Here is an 18614-nt window from a genome sequence, read left to right as displayed (position 1 = left end):
GCACATGGCACTGGCCCTCCATCCAGGTCCACGCCCAGGCCCTCGCCCTCATCTTCGCAGGCGGATGCCGCCTCGACCGTACCAGCGAAACACTCCTCGCAGGACTCAGCGCCATAAGCGACAGGATGAACGACTAGGGCTGACTGGCGCTCCCGAGAGGGGTGTTCGTCAGTCGACCATCGCCGCCGTCTACCCGTATGGACTGCGTGGCCGCCCCGGGATGGACGCGGTTTTCCGGTCGGCGAGGCCTCGGTCAGGGACTGTCGCCGATCGCCCCAGGCACGCCGTCGCGGTCGAAGCCGAGCCGTGAGGGCAGCCGAGGCAGCGCCAGGCCGCCCGACCTTCGGCCAGACGACCCGTCAGAGCCCTGGAGAAACCTCGCTCGTCAGACCCTCGCCCCTGTCAGCCGTGAAAATCCAGGTTCCCTGGACGTTCAGGACGTCATCAGCAAATGGTCGGCGTCTTCGCCGACCGGGCCGGCCGAAGTCAGGTCACGCCATTCCAGCCAGTCCCCGTACGGGTGACAGTTGGCCAGCACGACGCTGCGGCCGGTCGGCCAGGAGGTCAGCCGCAGTTCCACGGCGCTTCGGTCCGGCGTCCACTCGAACTGGATCCAGATGAGCGGCCGCTCAGGCGAAGCCTGACTGCCGGCCTTCGCCATTGTCGCGGAGAGATGCTCACGTTCACCAGCGCCCAGATACTGCAGGACCATGGTGTGCACGACCGCCCGACAGCAACCGGCCGGCTGGGGTTCGGCAAGGCGTTCCTCCAGCCAGGCCGCTGCATGTCCCTGATCAACGCGCGGCGGATGCGACATAGCGATCCTCAGCGCCTGATCGAGGCGTCTGGTCCGGGCCGGCTGATCGGCCCAGACGAATGACAGCAGTCGTTCGCGATCGGCCGGGTCCGACGCACGAAGCGGCAGCAGATCGACGCCGCGCGCTGAAATGATGTCAACGGGGCGTACGGCAGGCGGCGGTCCGCGCCAGTCGGGCGCGACCTTCACCGGTGAAAGGGGATCGCCGGCGCAAACCGACCCCAGTCGGTAGTCGTACCGGTCGAGATTCAAATTCAGACCGCAGCTTGAGCCGAGCTCGAGCAGTTCGAAAGGCATCGGTCGGCCCAGGGGCGCCGCCATCAGGGCGGATATGATGGAGGCGGCTCGCGCGACCTCATTGGTCTGGGTGGGGTGCCGGATCCAGTCGGCGATAAACGGATCAAATCGCGAAAGGGCGACCGCGACGGCGCCGTCGAAGTCATTGTGCTCGTGGCGGTACAGCTCGGCGAGACAAGGCGGGGATCCGCGTCGCGCGAGGGCGTGAAGCGCTCCGTTGACCCGCAGCGCGACCGCTGCTGCGGCGGCGTCTCCCGGCCAATTGCGAACAGCGGCCGCCGTGAGCGGCGCCAGGTACAATTGCCTGTCTGCGGCTTCAAGAATGTCGGCGATGAACGGCGATCCAAGCGCCCGGCAGCGATCGGCCTGCCGCGAGAGTTCATCCTCGGGGGCGGCGGCGAGGCCAACCATCAATGCACCAACCGCATACGCACTTGCCCCGACTGAAACACAACTCTGACCTGGAAGGATTCGCGCCGGGCCGTTTCGCGCCGTTCGGTCACGACACGACGATCCGCGCCAGCGCGCCTTCGCCTCATCAGGGAGCTAGAGGCGCAGCCTTAATGCCCGGTGAACGACGCTTGAAGTCGGGCGATTCAGGGCGCGGCGCACCGAAATTAGCTCCATCAGCCGTCGCTGCCTTAACCATCTATTCAGCGGGTCCGTCCTAAAGCTCGGCAGGCGTCGGAGGTTTGGCTGCCTGGCCGGACTGATGAGGCTGTCTCTTTCATGGCGTCCCGTTGTTGCGCGCACATTCCGAAGTATTTGCCGGGCAAACAGATGATTGCGAAACGATAGTATCATGATGTCGGCAATGAAAATTCCGCGGAAGTTGAGTCTTTCGTTCGTTCTGATCTGCGTGTCGGCAGCCATCATGATGGCGGTCTTCTTCGGCACCATAATGATGATCCGTGCCTCGATAGACAGCAACAATCTGACTCGCACGATCGAAGCGAATGCAATGTCGCTGGAAACAGCGATACTGCGTCAGAACAGCCAGTTTCGTGGATTCCTCGTTACCGGTGACGAGTCCTATCTGACCTCCTACTACGAGGGTCGTGATGAGTATGACCGCGTGGTCGTCGAGCTGAATGCCTTGCTCTCCGATGCCGACAAGCAGGCGCTTGTGGAGAAGTCGCGGGTCGCCACGGTGGCCTGGCGCGCGGATTGGGGCGACCGCCTGATCGCCATGGTGCGCGCCGGAGGGCGCGAGGAAGCGGCTCAGGCCGTTCGCGATGCCGGCAAACTGGTTCTGGTGAGCGACGCGGTTCTGCCGCTTCGGGAGCTTCGCGAAGGCGAGGCGACGCTGACCGCGCAGAATGTGGCGCGGCAAGAGGCCGCGATCATCACCGCGATTGTCGCCCTGGTCGTCGGCGGCATCGCCCTGATCGGGATCGCGATGGTCCTGTCGGCGATGTTGAGTCGATTGATTGCGCGGCCCATCACGACGCTGACGGCTGCCATGGGGCAGCTGGCCAACGGTGATAACGATATCGTCGTGGATGCCGATCGCGCCGATGAACTGGGCGACATGGCTCGCGCCGTTCTGGTCTTCCGCGACACGGCAGTGGCCAAGGCCGAAGCGGACGCCGCGAAGGCGCTGGCGGATGCCGCCAAGCTCGCCGCCGAACGCCACAAGGCCGAGGCCGACACGGCGCAACGGCATGTTGTGGAGGCTCTTGACACGGCGCTCGAGGCGCTCGCGGCCGGCGACCTGACCCATGTCATCAGCACGCCTTTCGCGCCGGAGTACGAACGACTGCGGACGGCGTTCAATGTGGCCGTCCAGGGGCTCGAAGAGAGCCTTGCCGGCGTCGCCGGCTCTGCCGAGAGCGTTCGGGCGGGCGCGAACCAGATCTGTTCGGCGTCGGAGCATCTGTCGCACCGGACGGAGCAGCAGGCGTCCACCCTTCAGGAAACAACCTCTGCGACCAATCAGGTCACGGACATGGTCGGTGGGACCGCGCGGAGCGCCGCCGATGCCCGCAACGCGATCACCATGGCCAACGGCGACGCGACCGATGGTCGTGCGATCGTGGAACAGGCGATCTCCGCAATGGACGCGATCAAGGTCGGGTCACAGGAGATCAGCGAGATCATCACGATGATCGATGGCATCGCCCTGCAGACCAATCTGCTGGCTCTGAATGCCGGGGTCGAGGCCGCTCGCGCCGGCGAAACCGGCCGGGGCTTCGCCGTTGTCGCCGGTGAAGTCCGTGAACTGGCCAAGCGCACGGTGGACGCCGCCAAGGACATCAAGGAGCTGATCGTCAAGTCGTCCGAGGAGGTCAAACTCGGCGTCGACCGCGTCGGCGAGACGGGCGACATGCTGGCGCGTGTCGTGTCCAGGATCGGCGACGCGAACACCCTGGTCGTCGATATCGCCCAAGGGGCCCAGACCCAGGCCGAGAGCATGAAGCAGGTCAACGGCGCGGTCGCCAGCATGGATCGCGCGACCCAGCAGAACGCAGCCATGGCCGAGGAGGCGACCGCAGCGGCGCGCATTCTGGCGACCGAGGCGGACGAACTGGCGACCCTGGTCTCCCGCTTCCGCCTCAATAAGACACGCACTGCCGAACCCCAGGTGACGACAAGCCAGCGCGAGCGCCGACCCGCGCCGACCTTCTCGAGGCCGTTACGGGAGGCCCCGCGAACGGCCGGCTCGCTCGCCTTGAAAGCCGCCGTGATCGAGGACGACTGGCAGGAGTTCTAGCCCGGCCGCCCACGGCGCGGTGTCTTCGCCGGCCGTGCCTCCTGACGGCGGAAGCGCGAAGCCGCGGTTGCTTCGAGTGACGTCGTCCCGCGGTCCAGAAAGCCCAATCCTCCAGCCGCGTCTGCAACTCCGGCTGTCGGTCAGGGGGCTGGCCCCGGACGAGCGCAGCCTGCCTGTGCGCCGCGCATCGCTCCGGTCCGGAGGGCCACCTGCGCACGCCGATCCGATACGTATTCCTACGTAGATCAAGGTAGGTATCTATACTTACTCGATCCCTTGGGCTGTGGCTTTTAGACTTCCGGGGCAGGCCTGTATTCTGGTGTCACTTAACCAAAAATAATCGTTTCTTGTATACATAGTCCGGAATACCCATTCCGGAGGCTCTCTTGAAATCCCTGTATCTCACCGCTGCGCTGGCACCCCTTCTTCTGGCGATGCCGGCTCATGCACAGTCGACGCAGGCCGAGGCCCGGCCCACGGCCTGGGAGGCCAGCCGGACCCGGGCGAACGACGAGATGGTCGTGACCGGTGTGGCGCGTGCACGCGACCGTCTGGACAGCGCCACTTCGACGAGCTCGATGAATGACGTCGAGATCATCAAGATCGGCGAGTCCTCGATTGTCGGCATCTTCCGCACCATCCCGGGCATCCGGGCTGAGGCCAGCTCGGGCGAGGTCAACGGCAACTACACCATCCGGGGCCTGCCGATGGTCGGCAGCGGCGCGAAATATCTCCAGTTCCAGGAAAACGGCCTGCCGATCCTGGAGTTCGGCGACATCCTGGCGTTCACGCCGGACTATTTCATGCGCTACGATTTCAACGTCGCGCAGATCGAGTCGATCCGCGGCGGTTCGGCCTCGACCTTCGCCTCCAACGCGCCGGGCGGCGTCATCAACCTGATCTCCCAGACGGGCGAGGTTGAGGGCGGATCGGTCCAGGTCTCGACCGGCCTCGATTACGGCAACTCTCGCGTCGACTTCAGCTACGGCGGCCACCTGACGGATACGCTGCGCTTCCACGTCGGCGGCTTCTACCGGGAGGGCGAGGGCGTCCGTGAATCCGGTTTCGACGGAAATCACGGCGGACAGTTCAAGTTCAATATCACCCAGGAGTTCGAGGGCGGCTTCGTGCGCCTCGAGGGAAAACTGCTCGACGACACCGTGATGGGCTATGGCCCGGCGCCGATGCTCGTCTCCGGCAGCAATGACGATCCGACCTACTCGGACGTGCCGGGCTATTCGATCACGAGCGACACGCTCACCACAAGCAACTTCAACGCCTTCCCGTATCTCAACGGTGACGGGAACCTGGCCCAGGGGAACCTGGATACGGGCAACCACGCCGAGGTCAAGTCCATCGGTCTGCAGTCGCGCTTCAACCTCGCGGGCTGGACCGTCTCCAGCAACATGCGTTTCGCCGACCAGTCCGGCAGCCAGGTCCTGAACTATCCGCTGGCCCTCGCGCCGGCCGCGGTCCTGCCTCTCGCATTCGGCGCCCGACCGGGCACCCTGGCCTATGCCGGCGGCCCCCGTCAGGGCCAGACGATCACCAACGCCTCGACCCTGAACGGCAACGGGCTGATCGCCTATTCGACCCTGGTCAACAGCCAGGTCGACAGCCTGAACAACTTCACCAGCGACGTGCGTGCCAGCCGGGTCTGGGACATCGGGGCCGGCGAATTGACCACGACGGTCGGCATCTACAGCGCCGAACAGGAGCTGCAGTTCGACCGCCAGTATATCCCCTTCTTCCAGGATGTCGTCGGCGGGGGGAACGCCGCTCCGGTGGATATCATCAACGCCAACGGCACCCGCCGTACCCAGGGCGGAATCTACAACTTCTTCGGCCCGACGGCCGGCGCGGGGTCGAACGCCCGGTTTGACGTCGACTACAGCATCCTGGCTCCCTATGCCTCGGCGAACTACCGGATCGGCAAGCTGGCGCTGGGCGCATCGGTGCGGTTCGACAGCGGCGACGTCAGCGGCGTCACCACCACCAACAGCGCGACGAGTGTCCGGGCGATCGACGCCAATGGCGACGGCGTCCTGTCCGAGGCCGAGCGGAGCTTCGCCTTCCCCACGGCCTCAACCGCGATCCCGGTCGACTACGGCTACGACTACACCTCGTATTCGGTCAGCGCCAACTATCGGATCTCACAGAATATCTCGACCTTCGCCCGCTACAGCAGCGGCGGTCGGGCGGCGGCCGAAAAGATCCTGCGCACGGCGGCCATCGATCCCGTCAGCGGCGGTCTGGCCCGCTCTGAAGCCGCCTATGACCCGGTCGACCAGGCCGAGATCGGCTTCAAATACCGGACGGACGGCCTCTTCGCGAACGTCACCGGGTTCTGGGCCGAGGTCAGTGAGACCAACCAGCAGATCCGACCGGACGCGAACGGCCAGACCTCGCTGGTTCTGCTGACCCAGGGCTATCAGGCCAAGGGCGCCGAGTTCGAGGGCGGCATCCGCCGCGGTCCCTTCAGCCTCGCGGCCGGCGCGACGATCACCAGCGCCGAGATCACTGCTGCGGCGGACCCGGCCCTGATCGGCAATACGCCGCGTCGTCAGGCGGATGTGATCTTCCAGCTGATGCCGCAGTATGAGAACGACCTCTTCACCGTCGGCGCCAGCATCGTCGGCACCACGGAAAGCTACGCCCAGGACCAGAACCAGCTCACCATGCCGGGCTACACCACGGTGAACGCCTTCCTGCAGGTCCGTCCGATCGACCGGGTCGTGGTTTCGCTCAACGCCGTCAACCTGTTCGACGAACTGGCCCTGACGGATGTGGCTGCGTTCTCTCTGCCGGCCAACGGACTCAGCCTCGTCCAGGCCCTGCCGGGTCGCAGCGTCAACGCGGCCGTCCGCTTCTACTTCTGATCACCGGCCGTCTTCACGGACCGATGATCTGACGGCCAGGTTCGGTCGTCCAGGCAACCCGTATCAGATGGCCGGGCCGCAAGGTCCGGCCATTTTGATTCGCCCGGTCGATCACCCGGTATTGGCCAAGGCGTCGACGGCAGGGACTGCAGACCGGCGCCGGAGCGTCTCGGGCAAAGGCGGCGTGATGACGGTGCGAGGGCTCCGCTTGTCAGGTAACCCTTCGCTTCTCCAGCTTCCGCGCCAGGGTTCGCCGATGCATGCCCAGGCGTCGGGCAGCCTCGGAGATGTTGAAGTCGACCTCGACCAGGGTCTCGTGAATGCGTTCCCACTCCAGCGTCTTGATGGACGTCGGGCGGACAGTCAGAGGCGCCGCGGTATCGCCGCCGTCCCGGGCGAATGCGGCCTCGATGTCGTCGGTGTTGGAGGGCTTGGCCAGGTAGTAGCAGGCGCCCAGCTTGGTCGCCTCGATCGCGGTGGCGATGCTGGCGTAGCCGGTCAGGACCACGATCCTCATGGCCGGATCGAAGGCGTTCAGGCGTTTGACGCATTCCAGGCCGGACCCGCCGACGATCTTCAGGTCGACGACGGCATAGGTCGGGCTAAATCCTTCGAGGACGGCTTCCAGACCGGCGAGGCTGTCGCAGGTGGCGACCTCATAGCCACGGCGCCGGAACGACCGTTCCAGGGTGGCCGAGAAGGCGCTGTCGTCCTCGACGATGACCAGGGAGGGCGTGGTCATGACGTGGGTCCGAGCGCAGACAGGGGCAGGGTCACCACGACGCATGCGCCGCCGCCCTCCGGATTTGAAGCCTGGACCGAGCCGCCGAGCGTCCGCGCGACATTGGTCACGAGGAACAGCCCCAGTCCGCCGCCCGGCTTGTTCTTGGTCGAGATGTAGGGGCTGCCGATACGCGCCAGAACGTTCTCGTCGAAGCCCGGGCCGGCGTCGGTCACCGCGATCCGAAGCGCCTCGCCATCGCGGCGGGCCTCGATCCGGACCTCGTGGGGAGAGGCGTCCAGCGCATTGTCGAGAAGGTTGGCGACGACCTGTTTCAGGGCGAGATCGGACACCATCGCGGCGTCGGGCGCGAATGCATTGACGAAGACCAGGCGCGGGACGGGGCGAGAGGCCTGCCATTCGCCGACCAGTTCGTCGAGAAACGCGCGCACCGTGGTCCTGACCGTGCCCTCGCCGCGCAACTCGCCGGAGGACACCAGGATTCCGGAGACGATGGCTTTGCAGCGTTCGAGTTCGGCCGCCATAGTCTGAAGCTCCTGGCGCGCATCATCGTCGCGCTTGAAGAACGGCAGCCTGCGCCAGTCGCCCAGGATCACCGACAGGGTGGCCAGGGGCGTGCCCAGTTCGTGGGCGGCGCCGGCGGCGAGCAGCCCCATCCGCATGACATGATCCTCCTCCACCGCGCGTTGTCGGAGTTCGGCGAGCCTCTGGTCCGTCTGTCGCTGGTTGCTGGCGATCCTGGCGAGGAAGACCAGCAACAGCCCGGCCGTCAGCAGGAAGCAGATGAATGTTCCCTGGATATGCAGATCGAGGAAGTCGACCTGCTGGGCTTCCGACATCGCCAGCGGAATGCTGCGGAAGGCGAGGCCGATGAAGGCCGCGGCCGTGACCACGGTCAGGGCGCCGGCCAGACGGAACTCCAGCATGGCGACCCCGAGAATGACCTGGAGCAGGAACAGGGTGACGAAGGGATTGGCGGCGCCGCCGCTCAGATAGAGCTGGCCGGTCAGCGCCAGAACATCGGCCAGGAGGCCGACGAAGATCTCCAGGTTGGAGACCGGCGCGCCGCTGCGCCAGCGCAGGATGGACACGCCGTTCCAGGCCACGAGCGCTGCCAGAATAAAGGCCATGGCCGGGATCGGCAGGTCTATCCGGATGACGAAGGAGACTGTCGCGATGGTCACGACCTGACCGACGACGGCGATCCAGCGCAGGAGGATCAGAAGCCGGAGGTTCTCACGATTGGCGGCGTCCAGAATGCTCGCATTGCCGGTCATGTCGCGTCGTCTACCCTTCGTCGCCCGTCGGACGGGTCCGGTCCCTTAGCACACGCCAGGCGGCGAACAGCGCCAGGGCCGCCAAGCCGAACCAGGTCAGGGCGTAGATCAGATGGGAGTTGGAGAAACGAATGACGGTCAGACCGCCTCGCGGCCAGCTTGATGCAGGATCGGCCGCTGCGTCGATGAAGTAGGGAGCCACGGGGCCTGCGACGGCCCTGGCCCGGGCGAGGGCCTCTGTATCGCGTGAAAACCACCGATTGTTCACCGGATCGTTGGCCCGCAGGAAACCGCCCTTTGGCTCGCTGAGCCGGATCAGGCCGGACGTGACGACGCGACCGGACGGGCGGTCCCAGGTCCCGCCGCTATCCGAAACGGTCTGTTGGGGCACAAATCCCCTGTTGACCAGCACGGTGAATCCGCGATCGGTCTCCAGGGGCGTCATGACCCAGGAGCCGGGACCCAGGTCGGTCACGGCCTTGACCAGGGATTCCTGGTCGTGGCGGAAACGACCTACCACCCGCACGGCCCGATAGGCGTCAGCGGGGCCCTCGATCGAGGCCGGCGCCGGGACCGGCGCAGCGTGGGCCCGGCTCTCGACCTGTTCGATCAGGGCGGTCTTCCACGCCAGCCGCTGGACCTGCCAGACGCCGAGACCGACAAAGATCAGGGCCGCGACGACGGTGAGCCCCAGAAGGGCGACGCGCTTGGACCCGGCCGCCATGGCTCAGCGCATCGCCTCCATGTCATGGACCGGCATCATGTTGGTGTTCAGGTGATGCATGACCCACAGCGAGCCCGACAGCACGATGACCACGATGATAAGGGTGAACAGCAGGGCCAGCAGGTTCCAGCCGCCTTCGGACTTCGGGCTCATGTGCAGGAAGTAGATCATCTGGACGACGATCTGCACGACGGCGCAACCGACGACGAGCGCGACGGTCGCCGATGTCGGCAGGACCCCGGTCATGACCAGGCCGAAGGGGATCGCCGTCAGTATGACCGACAGGATGAAGCCGGTCAGATAGCTGCGATAGGTGCCGTGATCGTGGTCGTCGCCGTCATGGGCGTGATGGCCGTCCTGGCCGGTGTCGTGTGTTTCGGGATGGGCGCTCATCGGAGGACTCCCAGCAGATAGACGAAGCTGAAGACGCCGATCCAGACGACGTCCAGGAAATGCCAGAACAGCGAAAGGCACATCAGGCGTCGGCGGTTGGCAGGGATCAGACCCTTTTGCACGACCTGGACCATCAGCACGCAGAGCCAGATCAGGCCGAAGGTGACGTGCAGGCCATGGGTGCCGACCAGGGTGAAGAAGGCCGACAGGAAGGCGCTACGCTGGGGCGTCGCCCCCTCATGGATCAGGTGGGAGAATTCGTAGAGTTCGATGCCCAGGAAGGCGAGGCCGAACATTCCGGTGATCGCCAGCCAGACGAGGGTCTGGGCCTGTCGTCCCTTGTACATCGCCAGCATGGCGAAGCCGTAGGTGATCGACGAGCTCAGCAGCATGGCCGTGTTCAGGGCCACCAGGTTCAGGTCGAACAGGTCGCGCGGCCCCGGACCCGCGGCGTAATTTCCGCCCAGCACGCCGAAGGTGGCGAACAGGATGGCGAAGATCAGGCAGTCGCTCATGAGATAGAGCCAGAACCCCAGAAGGGTGCTGTGCCCGTCCGGATGATGCGGCTCCGTCTCGGGATGGAAGGCGAAGGGTTTGGATCGGTCTATCGCGACGGCCATGATCAGACTCCAGCCTTGGCAAGGGCGCGCGTACGGGCGTCTTCGGTCGCGCGCACCGTCTCGACCGGGATGTGATAGTCGCGGTCGTAGTTGAAGGTGTGCCAGATGGCGTAGCCGACGATGGCCACGAACGAGGCGATCGCCAGCCACCAGATATACCAGATCAGAGCGAAGCCCATGACCACGGAGAGGCCGGCCAGGATCACGCCCGTGCCCGTGGGTCTGGGCATGTGGATGGGCACGAAGCCGGTTACCGGCCGCTCATAGCCGCTGCGCTTCATGTCGTACCAGGCGTCGCCGTCGCGGATGATCGGGGTGAAGGCGAAATTGTACTCCGGCGGGGGCGATGAGGTTGACCATTCGAGGGTGCGGCCGTCCCAGGGGTCGCCCGTGGCGTCGCGCAGCTTCTCGCGGTTCATGACGCTGACGGCGATCTGGATCAGGAAGGCGAGGATGCCGACGGCGACGATGCAGGCCCCGACGGCCGCGATGATGAACCAGATCTGGTAGGACGGGTCGTCGAAGGTCCGCAGCCGCCGGGTCACCCCCATGAGGCCCAGCACATAGAGCGGGGCGAAGGCGACCCAGAAGCCGACGACCCAGCACCAGAAGCTGACGAGGCCCCACTTGCGGTCGAGCGTGTAGCCGAAGGCCTTCGGGAACCAGTAGTTGATGCCGGCGAACAGGCCGAACAGCACGCCGCCGATGATCACATTGTGGAAGTGCGCGATCAGGAACAGGCTGTTGTGCAGGACGAAGTCGGCGGGCGGTACGGCCAGCATCACCCCCGTCATGCCGCCGATGACGAAGGTCAGCATGAAGGCGATCAGCCACATCATCGGCAGCTCCATCCGGACCCGCCCGCGATACATCGTGAACAGCCAGTTGAAGATCTTCGCCCCCGTGGGAATCGAGATGATCATCGTGGTGATCCCGAAGAACGAGTTCACCGAGGCGCCCGATCCCATGGTGAAGAAGTGATGCAGCCAGACCAGGTAGGACAGGATCGTGATGACGACCGTGGCGTAGACCATCGAGGTGTAGCCGAAGAGCCGCTTGCCCGAGAAGGTCGAGGCGACCTCCGAGAAGACGCCGAACAGGGGCAGGATCAGGATGTAGACCTCGGGGTGACCCCAGATCCAGATCAGGTTCACGTACATCATCGGACTGCCGCCGAAGTCGCTCGTGAAGATGTTGGTGCCGACATAGCGGTCGAGCGTGAGCAGGGCCAGGACCGCCGTCAGCACGGGGAAGGAGGCGACGATCAGGACGTTGGCGCACAGGCTGGTCCAGGTGAAGATCGGCATCTTCATCAGACCCATTCCGGGCGCGCGCATCTTGATGATGGTGGCGATCAGATTGATGCCGGACAGGGTCGTGCCTACCCCCGCGATCTGCAGCGCCCAGATATAGTAGTCGACCCCTACACCCGGACTGTATCCGATGCCGGACAGGGGCGGATAGGCCAGCCAGCCCGTGCGGGCGAACTCACCGACGAACAGGGAGGCCATCACCAGGACGGCGCCCGCGGTGGTCATCCAGAAGCTGAAGTTGTTCAGGAAGGGGAAGGAGACGTCGCGCGCGCCGATCTGCAGCGGCACGACGTAGTTCATCAGCCCGGTGATCAAGGGCATGGCCACGAAGAAGATCATGATCACGCCGTGGGCCGTGAAGATCTGGTCGTAGTGGTGGGCGTTCAGATACCCCTCGGAGCCGCCGAAGGCCATGGCCTGCTGCAGGCGCATCATGACCGCATCGGCGAAGCCTCGCAGCAGCATGATGATGCCCAGGATCATGTACATGATCCCGATCTTCTTGTGGTCGACGCTGGTGAACCACTCCTTCCAGAGATAGCCCCAGAGCTTGTAACGTGTGATCAGGGCGAACACCGTCAGGCCCCCGAGAGCGACGACGCAGAAGGTCGCGATCACGATCGGATCGTAGGGCAGCGCCGCCCAGGTCAGACGCCCGAGCAAGGGCGAGACCTCGACAAAGGCCGACGGGTCAGTAGCGGAAAACTCAGCCATCAGGGTGCGGTTTCAAGTGACGCCATCAAGACTGGCGACTGGGGGATGAAGGGGGTGCGTCGCGTGAGACCGGCGCCTTGCAGGCGTTCCGGCGGACGCGGCGTGGCGAACAGCGCCTCATGCGACAGGCGTTCGCGGGCCAGGGCGGCCGCGGCGGCTTCTTCCGGCGTGCACAGGGCCATGACATAGGCCTCGCCCGCGCCGCCGAAGACGGAGGATCCACGCCGGGCATACTGGTCGTTCACGAGGGGCAAGGTGTTTCGGGCGCCGTCCAGATCCAGTCCGCCCCGGGCGTCGATGGCCATCATCTCGCCCATGCACATCTTGCCCGGCTGGACGCACATGTTGACGATGGCGTCCCACAACAGGGGCTCAACGGCCGCGAAACGTTGCACGGGCGCGTTCTCTGTCGGGCGGGCCAGTTCGAGGTAGGACCGGCGGTCGAGCCGTCCTCCGCCCTGGCGCGCGGCGGCCAGCCAGGCGTCGAAGGCGGCGGGATCAAGTCCCTTGAAGGTGAACTTCATGCCGGAGAAGCCGTCACCGGAGTAGTTGGCCGAGAACCCCTTGTAGTCGCCTGCTGCGTTGATGACTCCGTGCAGCTTCGTCTCCATCCCGGGCATGGCATAGATCTGGCCGGCGAGGGCCGGGATGTAGAAGGAGTTCATGACCGAGGACGAGGTCAGGCTGAACCGGATCGGCCGGTCCACAGGGGCGGCCAGTTCGTTGACGCTCGCGACGCCGTACTCCGGGTAGATGAACAGCCATTTCCAGTCGAGCGCGACCACCTGGACCTCGAGCGGGCGGACGTCGGCCGGCACCGGACGGTCGTGGTCGATCTTGTCCAGCGGACGATAGGGATCGAGCAGATGGGTGCCCGTCCAGGTGACGGCGCCCAGGCAGATGATGATGAGCAGGGGCGCCGCCCAGATCACCAGTTCGAGGTGGGTCGAGTGGTCCCACTCCGGGTCGTACTTTTCGGTCGTGTTGGAGGCCCGGTATTTCCAGGCGAACCAGATCGTCAGCGTCATCACCGGGACGATAATGATCAGCATCAGCACAACGGAGATGACCAGCAGGTCGCGCTGCTGGGCGGCCACATGCCCGGCCGGGTCGAGCACGACGGCCTGACAGCCGGACAGCAACAGACCGACGAGACACAGAATGAAGGCGTGAGGGCGCACGTGGGCCGTTCCTGCAAGATACCAAGGTCCGGACCCCGATCGGGGGAGGGCGGTCCGGATCGGCGGAGTTAGGGGTTTGCCGCGAGCGGCGACATTGGACAATCTGTCCAATGCCCCGGCTCGACCGGAAGGCCGAAAGAGATCGCGAAATCATCCCGCTCAGCCCGGAGCCTCGCGGAGACATGTCCAGTATCAACGCCGACCTTTCGTCAGACCAACTCGAGCGCGACGCCGCGCAGATCAACGCCAGCGATGGCGAGATCGACGCCGGCGAGATCGCGGTCGGGGTGATCATCGGCCGGACGTCGGAGTTCTTCGATTTCTTCGTCTATGCGATCGCCTCGGTGGTGGTCTTTCCGCGTCTGATCTTTCCACACCTCGACCCTCTGCAGGGCATGGCCTGGTCGTTTGCGGTCTTCGCCCTGGCCTTCGTCGCGCGGCCTTTCGGCACCGCCTTCTTCATCTGGTTCGACCGCCGCTTCGGGCGGGGTGCGCGCCTGACGCTCGCGCTTCTGCTCCTCGGCACGTCCACCGTCTGTATCGCCTTCGTCCCCAGCCACGCCCAGGTCGGGGTCTGGGCGGCGGTCTTCCTGGCCGTCTTCCGCATGGGGCAGGGCGTCGCCCTGGGCGGGGCCTGGGACGGGCTGCCGTCTCTTCTGGCGCTCAGCGCGCCCCCTCATCGCAAGGGCTGGTACGCCATGGTGCCGCAGCTGGGCGCGCCCATCGGCCTGATCGTGGCCTCGTCCCTGTTCGCCTATTTCCTGACGTCGCTGTCAGCGGCGGATTTCCTCGACTGGGGCTGGCGCTATCCCTTCTTCTGCGCCTTCGCCATCAATGTCGTGGCGCTCTTCGCCCGGCTGCGGATCGTGGTGACGCCGACCTTCCAGGCCCTGTTCGACACGCGCGAGCTTCAGCCGACCCCCGTCTTTCAGGCCATCCGCGAGGAGGGGCCGCGTATCGTCATCGGAGCCTTCGCGCCCCTGGCCAGCTTCGCCATGTTCCACATGGTGACGGTGTTCCCGCTGTCGTGGGTTTTCCTGTTCACCGAGGAATCACCCAGCCGCTTCCTGCTGATCGAGATCGCCGCGGCGGTCGCCGGCATCTGTGCGATCATGGCCTCGGGCTGGCTGGCGGATCGCTACGGCCGGCGGGCGGTTCTGGCGGCCACAGCGGCGGCCATCGCCGCCTTCAGCGGCTTTGCACCGCAACTTCTCGATGGCGGGCCGGCGGGCGAGCTCGTCTTCATGGTCTCGGGTTTCATCCTGCTGGGACTGGCCTTCGGGCAGGCTTCGGGGGTGATCGCCTCGAGCTTCTCGCAAAGGAACCGCTACACGGCCTCGGCTCTGACCTCGGACCTGGCCTGGCTGTTCGGCGCCGGATTCGCGCCGCTCGCGGCCCTGGGACTGGCGTCGCAGTGGGGCTTGATCGCCTCCGGCGCCTATCTGCTGTCCGGCGCGCTCGTGACCCTCGTCGCTCTCTGGCTGAACAGCACGCTCGGGCGCGGTGACCTGCCCGGCAAGACCGCGGCGGATCCGGTGTAATGAAGCGTCCCCTTGCCGGGCTGGTCCTCGTCGCCGCCCTGGCGCTTACGGCCTGCAGCGGCCCGCCGCAGGCCCCGGTGGACATCGGCGGCCCCTTCTCCCTGACCGACACGAACGGGACGAGGGTGACCGAACGGGTCCTCGAGGGGCGGCCTTCAGCCGTCTTCTTCGGCTTCACCTATTGTCCCGAGGTCTGCCCCACCACCCTGGGCGAGCTGGGCGCAGCGATGCAGGCTCTGGGCCCCGACGCGGACCGGCTGAATGTGGTCTTCATCTCCGTGGACCCGGAGCGCGACACGCCGGAGCAGTTGAGGCTTTATATGTCGAACTTCGATCCCCGCTTCCGGGCCTTGACCGGCACGCCCGAAGCGGTGGCCAAGGTCGCCTCGGCCTATCGGGTCTACTACCGCAAGGTCCCGATCGAGGGCGGCTCCTACACCATGGACCATACGTCGACACTCTTCCTGTTCGACAAGGACGGGGCCTTCGTCGAGCCGGTCAGCTATGGCGAATCCGTCGAAGCCTTGACGGACAGCCTGCGCCGGCTGCTGGCGCGCGGCTAGGCGATCTGCGGTCCCGGCCCTGGGTCGGCGACGCGCCGGTCAGCCTGGGCCGGCGTCCGGACCGCGTGCTCCGGCCAGGCTCACTGTCCGGAAACCGACGTGCGAGGCGCCGAGGGTCAGGTCCTGAGCCTGCCGTGCGCCGGGGCGATACCGCATGCAATAGTTCGGCGCACATAGGTAGCTGCCGCCCTTGATCACGCCGACGGCAACTCCAGGCTGGCGGGGATCCTGTCCGGCGTCGCCGGGCGCGAACGCTGCGGGGCGGGTTTGTCGGTAGGGATCGGCTGTCCATTCCCAGACATTGCCGATCAGATCGTGGACCCCCAGCCCGTTGGGCTTGAAACAGGCGACCGGGGCGGCCCCCGAATATCCGTCATCGACGGTGTTCCTGACGGGGAAGACGCCCTGCCAGGTGTTGGCCTCCGAGGGCTGGCGACTGGATTCGTCAGCCGCAGGGTCGGCCGACCGGGCCGCCCATTCCCATTCGATTTCGGTCGGCAGCCGACGACCGGCCCATCGCGCATAGGCCTGTGCGTCAGCCAGGGCGATATTGACCACCGGCAGGAAGTCGCGTCCCTTCAGATCGCTTCCGGGACCCTCGGGGTGACGCCAGGAGGCGCCGGGCACGAAAACCCACCAGGTCGAGGCGTCGGCGGGATCGAAGCGCGTGCTGTCGAAGCTGAAGACCGCCGAACCCGGCTGTAGCGCTCCGGCCGGCATGCCCGGATACAGACCCGGGTCGACCGGCCGTTCGGCGACCGTGACATAGCCCGCTTCCCTCACAAATCGCGCGAACTGGGCATTGGTCACCTCTGTCGCATCGATCTGGAAGGCGGCGACTGTCTCGAAACGCGGCGGTCCCTCGTCCGCATAGACGTCGTCCCCCATGAGAAAGCGCCCTGCCGGCACGTCGACAAGTCGTCCCGGGCCGTCCGATCTGGGCGTCGCCGGGCAGACTGCGGGCTCGACGCCACGCGACGGGGTGCAGCCCGCAGCGCCGAGAACGAAGGCGACCGCCGTCGGGACAACCCAGATCCGCCTTGCAATCATAGGCGCAGCGCTCCGGAGACGATCTCGTCGTGAACAGTCTCCGACAAGGGCACATAGGCCTTCTGTCGGGGGTCGTCGAACATCAGGGCGTCCACGACCGTACGGGGGTCGAAGCCTTCACGGATCGCTTCAGACTTCTTCTGCTTGAAGGTTCCCGTGGTGTCCATCGCCCGCGTCAGGCGCAGGAAAAGCGGCCGGGCATAGCCGGGCAATCCGCCGTGGACGGCCTGGCGCACCTCGCCCGGATCGAAGCGATCTTCATCCACCACCAGGCTGGCCATGCCGGCACGGCCGCCGAAGCCGGGAACCTCAACGCCGTAGACATTGACCTCCAGAACCCCCGGCACGGAGGCTATCACCTCGGCGACCTCGGTGGTCGAAACGTTTTCTCCCTTCCAGCGGAAGGTGTCCCCGATCCGGTCGACGAAATAGAAATAGCCGAGCCGGTCGCGTCGCATGAGGTCTCCGGAGCGGAACCAGGCGTCCCCCGGCTCCAGGACGTTCCGGAGGATCTTGCTCTCCGTCGCTTCGGCATCGGAGTAGCCCTCGAACCGCATCTGGGCCTTGGCCGGATCGATGCGGGCGATGGCCTCGCCGATCTCGTCGTCCGGGCAGGGGATGCATCTGCCGGAGGCGTCCCGGACGGGTCGTTCCGCCACGGGGTCGAACCGGATCAGCGCCACATTGACCGCGGATTTCATATAGGGCGGCGCCCGGCCGATGGCGTGAGGGCCGCCGTCGAAGTTGAAGAGGGTCAGGTTGCTCTCGGTCGCCCCATAGAATTCCAGGATCCGGGGGATGGCGAACCGCTGCTGGAAACGATCCCAGACTTCGGGCCGGAGACCGTTTCCGACCACAAGCCGCAGCCTGTGTCGTCGCTCGTCCGGCTGCGGCGGCGCATTGAGCAGATAGCGGCACAGCTCACCGATGTACTGGAACAGGGTGGCTTCGAACCGCACGCAGTCGGCCCAGAACGCGCTCGCCGAAAACTGCCGGCGCAGGGCGATGGCCCCGCCGACCGTCAGGGCGATGCCCGGCGCGCAGACCCCTCCGACAGTATGGTAGAGCGGCAGGGGGGCATAGATCACGTCCCGCGCCGTCGATCCGCTGGCCGCAGCGAACGAGTGCATGGTCAGCAGCATCCGGAGATGGGTGATCCGCGCGGCTTTGGGCAGGCCGGTGGTGCCGCTGGTATAGATCAGGAGAACCAGATCTTCGGCCCGGCTCCCGGCGCGCCATCGGCGGTCAGGCCGCCCGGATGACCCTTCCGCGAGGACGTCATCGAGGCGGCCGAAGTCGTCGGCCACGCCCCCCGACAGCCAGGCCGAAACGTCTGCATCGACATGGGGCCGCGCCGACCGCCAGGCCTCGGCAAGGGGCGCGTCGACGATGATGTGGTCGGCGCAGGCTGTGGTCACGCAATGGGCGAGGCCGGTCCCGGTCAGCTGGGTGTTGATCAGGGCGGTGGCGATCCCGACCTTGGCCAGGCCGAACCAGACCGCCAGATAGTCGGGACGATTCTCCATGAACAGAGCGACCGTGGCCCCGGCCTCGAGCCCCTGACCCACGGCCCAGGCCGCGTAGCGGTTGGCTCTCTGTTCAAGGTCTGAATAGGTCCAGCGCTCGTTCTCGAACAGGATCGCGACGCGGGAGGCATGGCGGTCGACGGCGCGTTCAAGGTCGTCGGCGACGTTGACTCGGGATCCCGGTTTCAGACGGCTGACCCGGGCAAGCGTCCGCAGGCCGCCTCGCAGAAACCGGACCTCGCGACGCAGCGCGGCAAGCATTCC

The 18614-nt window shown here is 65.9% G+C and carries 14 protein-coding genes; 4 read left to right on the top strand and 10 right to left on the bottom strand.

Annotated features, from left to right (window positions below):
* Positions 1-433: 433 nt before the first annotated feature.
* Positions 434-1525, bottom strand: coding sequence for a DUF2332 domain-containing protein (locus Q0044_RS11030; RefSeq protein ID WP_298162220.1), 1092 nt, complete (start codon positions 1523-1525; stop codon positions 434-436).
* Positions 1526-1928: 403 nt separating this feature from the next.
* Between Q0044_RS11030 and Q0044_RS11025 the strand changes: the two genes are divergently transcribed.
* Together Q0044_RS11025 and Q0044_RS11020 are read left to right on the top strand one after the other, a co-directional pair.
* Positions 1929-3827 (top strand): methyl-accepting chemotaxis protein, encoded by a 1899-nt coding sequence (locus Q0044_RS11025; RefSeq protein WP_298162219.1) that lies wholly within the window; start codon positions 1929-1931, stop codon positions 3825-3827.
* A 386-nt stretch (positions 3828-4213) separates the two neighbouring features.
* The gene (locus Q0044_RS11020) at positions 4214-6706 is read left to right on the top strand and encodes a TonB-dependent receptor domain-containing protein (protein ID WP_298162218.1); all 2493 of its coding nucleotides are present in this window, start codon (positions 4214-4216) and stop codon (positions 6704-6706) included.
* A gap of 211 nt (positions 6707-6917) precedes the next feature.
* On the opposite strand, the gene Q0044_RS11015 is transcribed toward Q0044_RS11020, so the two are convergent.
* The 7 genes from Q0044_RS11015 to cyoA are packed head-to-tail and all read right to left on the bottom strand — an operon-like array spanning position 6918 to position 13670.
* Positions 6918-7448, bottom strand: a complete 531-nt coding sequence (locus Q0044_RS11015; RefSeq protein WP_298162215.1) for a response regulator transcription factor — start codon at positions 7446-7448, stop codon at positions 6918-6920.
* A complete protein-coding gene (locus Q0044_RS11010) occupies positions 7445-8725 on the bottom strand; it encodes an ATP-binding protein (protein ID WP_298162213.1) in 1281 nt (426 codons plus the stop codon). The genes Q0044_RS11015 and Q0044_RS11010 overlap by 4 nt, the downstream gene beginning before the upstream one ends.
* Positions 8726-8735: 10 nt before the next feature.
* Positions 8736-9449 (bottom strand): SURF1 family protein, encoded by a 714-nt coding sequence (locus Q0044_RS11005; protein ID WP_298162211.1) that lies wholly within the window; start codon positions 9447-9449, stop codon positions 8736-8738.
* A 3-nt stretch (positions 9450-9452) separates the two neighbouring features.
* Positions 9453-9842: a cytochrome o ubiquinol oxidase subunit IV gene (gene cyoD, locus Q0044_RS11000; protein WP_298162210.1), complete on the bottom strand. Its 390-nt coding sequence runs from the start codon at positions 9840-9842 to the stop codon at positions 9453-9455.
* Positions 9839-10462, bottom strand: a complete 624-nt coding sequence (gene cyoC / locus Q0044_RS10995; RefSeq protein ID WP_298162209.1) for a cytochrome o ubiquinol oxidase subunit III — start codon at positions 10460-10462, stop codon at positions 9839-9841. Before cyoC ends, cyoD begins: the two co-directional genes overlap by 4 nt.
* Before the next feature lie 2 nt (positions 10463-10464).
* Positions 10465-12489: a cytochrome o ubiquinol oxidase subunit I gene (cyoB, locus tag Q0044_RS10990; protein ID WP_298162208.1), complete on the bottom strand. Its 2025-nt coding sequence runs from the start codon at positions 12487-12489 to the stop codon at positions 10465-10467.
* The gene (gene cyoA, locus Q0044_RS10985; RefSeq protein WP_298162207.1) at positions 12489-13670 is read right to left on the bottom strand and encodes a ubiquinol oxidase subunit II; all 1182 of its coding nucleotides are present in this window, start codon (positions 13668-13670) and stop codon (positions 12489-12491) included. Before cyoA ends, cyoB begins: the two co-directional genes overlap by 1 nt.
* A gap of 182 nt (positions 13671-13852) precedes the next feature.
* Here cyoA and Q0044_RS10980 point away from each other — a divergent pair, with 182 nt between their 5' ends.
* Together Q0044_RS10980 and Q0044_RS10975 are read left to right on the top strand one after the other, a co-directional pair.
* On the top strand, positions 13853-15211 hold the full coding sequence (locus Q0044_RS10980) for an MFS transporter (protein WP_298162206.1): 1359 nt from the start codon (positions 13853-13855) through the stop codon (positions 15209-15211).
* Positions 15211-15774, top strand: a complete 564-nt coding sequence (locus Q0044_RS10975) for an SCO family protein (RefSeq protein ID WP_298162205.1) — start codon at positions 15211-15213, stop codon at positions 15772-15774. The genes Q0044_RS10980 and Q0044_RS10975 overlap by 1 nt, the downstream gene beginning before the upstream one ends.
* Positions 15775-15813: 39 nt before the next feature.
* Here the strand turns inward: Q0044_RS10975 and Q0044_RS10970 are convergent, their stop codons facing one another.
* Together Q0044_RS10970 and Q0044_RS10965 are read right to left on the bottom strand one after the other, a co-directional pair.
* On the bottom strand, positions 15814-16824 hold the full coding sequence (locus Q0044_RS10970) for an SUMF1/EgtB/PvdO family nonheme iron enzyme (protein WP_298162204.1): 1011 nt from the start codon (positions 16822-16824) through the stop codon (positions 15814-15816).
* Positions 16821-18611: a long-chain-acyl-CoA synthetase gene (locus Q0044_RS10965; RefSeq protein ID WP_298162222.1), complete on the bottom strand. Its 1791-nt coding sequence runs from the start codon at positions 18609-18611 to the stop codon at positions 16821-16823. Before Q0044_RS10965 ends, Q0044_RS10970 begins: the two co-directional genes overlap by 4 nt.
* Positions 18612-18614: the final 3 nt, after the last annotated feature.

Origin of the sequence: Brevundimonas sp. (genome assembly GCF_027484365.1) — a bacterium.
GTDB lineage: Bacteria > Pseudomonadota > Alphaproteobacteria > Caulobacterales > Caulobacteraceae > Brevundimonas.
Note: the sequence above shows the minus strand (reverse complement) of the source record. Positions and strands in the feature narration are given on the sequence as shown.

Bases quoted from the DNA above. Each gene is read 5' to 3' on its own strand.
- Q0044_RS11030 (WP_298162220.1), bottom strand. From the start codon at position 1,525: ATGGTTGGCCTCGCCGCCGCCCCCGAGGATGAACTCTCGCGGCAGGCC.
- Q0044_RS11025 (WP_298162219.1), top strand. From the start codon at position 1,929: ATGAAAATTCCGCGGAAGTTGAGTCTTTCGTTCGTTCTGATCTGCGTG.
- Q0044_RS11015 (WP_298162215.1), bottom strand. From the start codon at position 7,448: ATGACCACGCCCTCCCTGGTCATCGTCGAGGACGACAGCGCCTTCTCG.
- Q0044_RS11010 (WP_298162213.1), bottom strand. From the start codon at position 8,725: ATGACCGGCAATGCGAGCATTCTGGACGCCGCCAATCGTGAGAACCTC.
- Q0044_RS11005 (WP_298162211.1), bottom strand. From the start codon at position 9,449: ATGGCGGCCGGGTCCAAGCGCGTCGCCCTTCTGGGGCTCACCGTCGTC.
- cyoD (WP_298162210.1), bottom strand. From the start codon at position 9,842: ATGAGCGCCCATCCCGAAACACACGACACCGGCCAGGACGGCCATCAC.
- cyoC (WP_298162209.1), bottom strand. From the start codon at position 10,462: ATGGCCGTCGCGATAGACCGATCCAAACCCTTCGCCTTCCATCCCGAG.
- cyoB (WP_298162208.1), bottom strand. From the start codon at position 12,489: ATGGCTGAGTTTTCCGCTACTGACCCGTCGGCCTTTGTCGAGGTCTCG.
- Q0044_RS10980 (WP_298162206.1), top strand. From the start codon at position 13,853: ATGTCCAGTATCAACGCCGACCTTTCGTCAGACCAACTCGAGCGCGAC.
- Q0044_RS10975 (WP_298162205.1), top strand. From the start codon at position 15,211: ATGAAGCGTCCCCTTGCCGGGCTGGTCCTCGTCGCCGCCCTGGCGCTT.
- Q0044_RS10970 (WP_298162204.1), bottom strand. From the start codon at position 16,824: ATGATTGCAAGGCGGATCTGGGTTGTCCCGACGGCGGTCGCCTTCGTT.
- Q0044_RS10965 (WP_298162222.1), bottom strand. From the start codon at position 18,611: ATGCTTGCCGCGCTGCGTCGCGAGGTCCGGTTTCTGCGAGGCGGCCTG.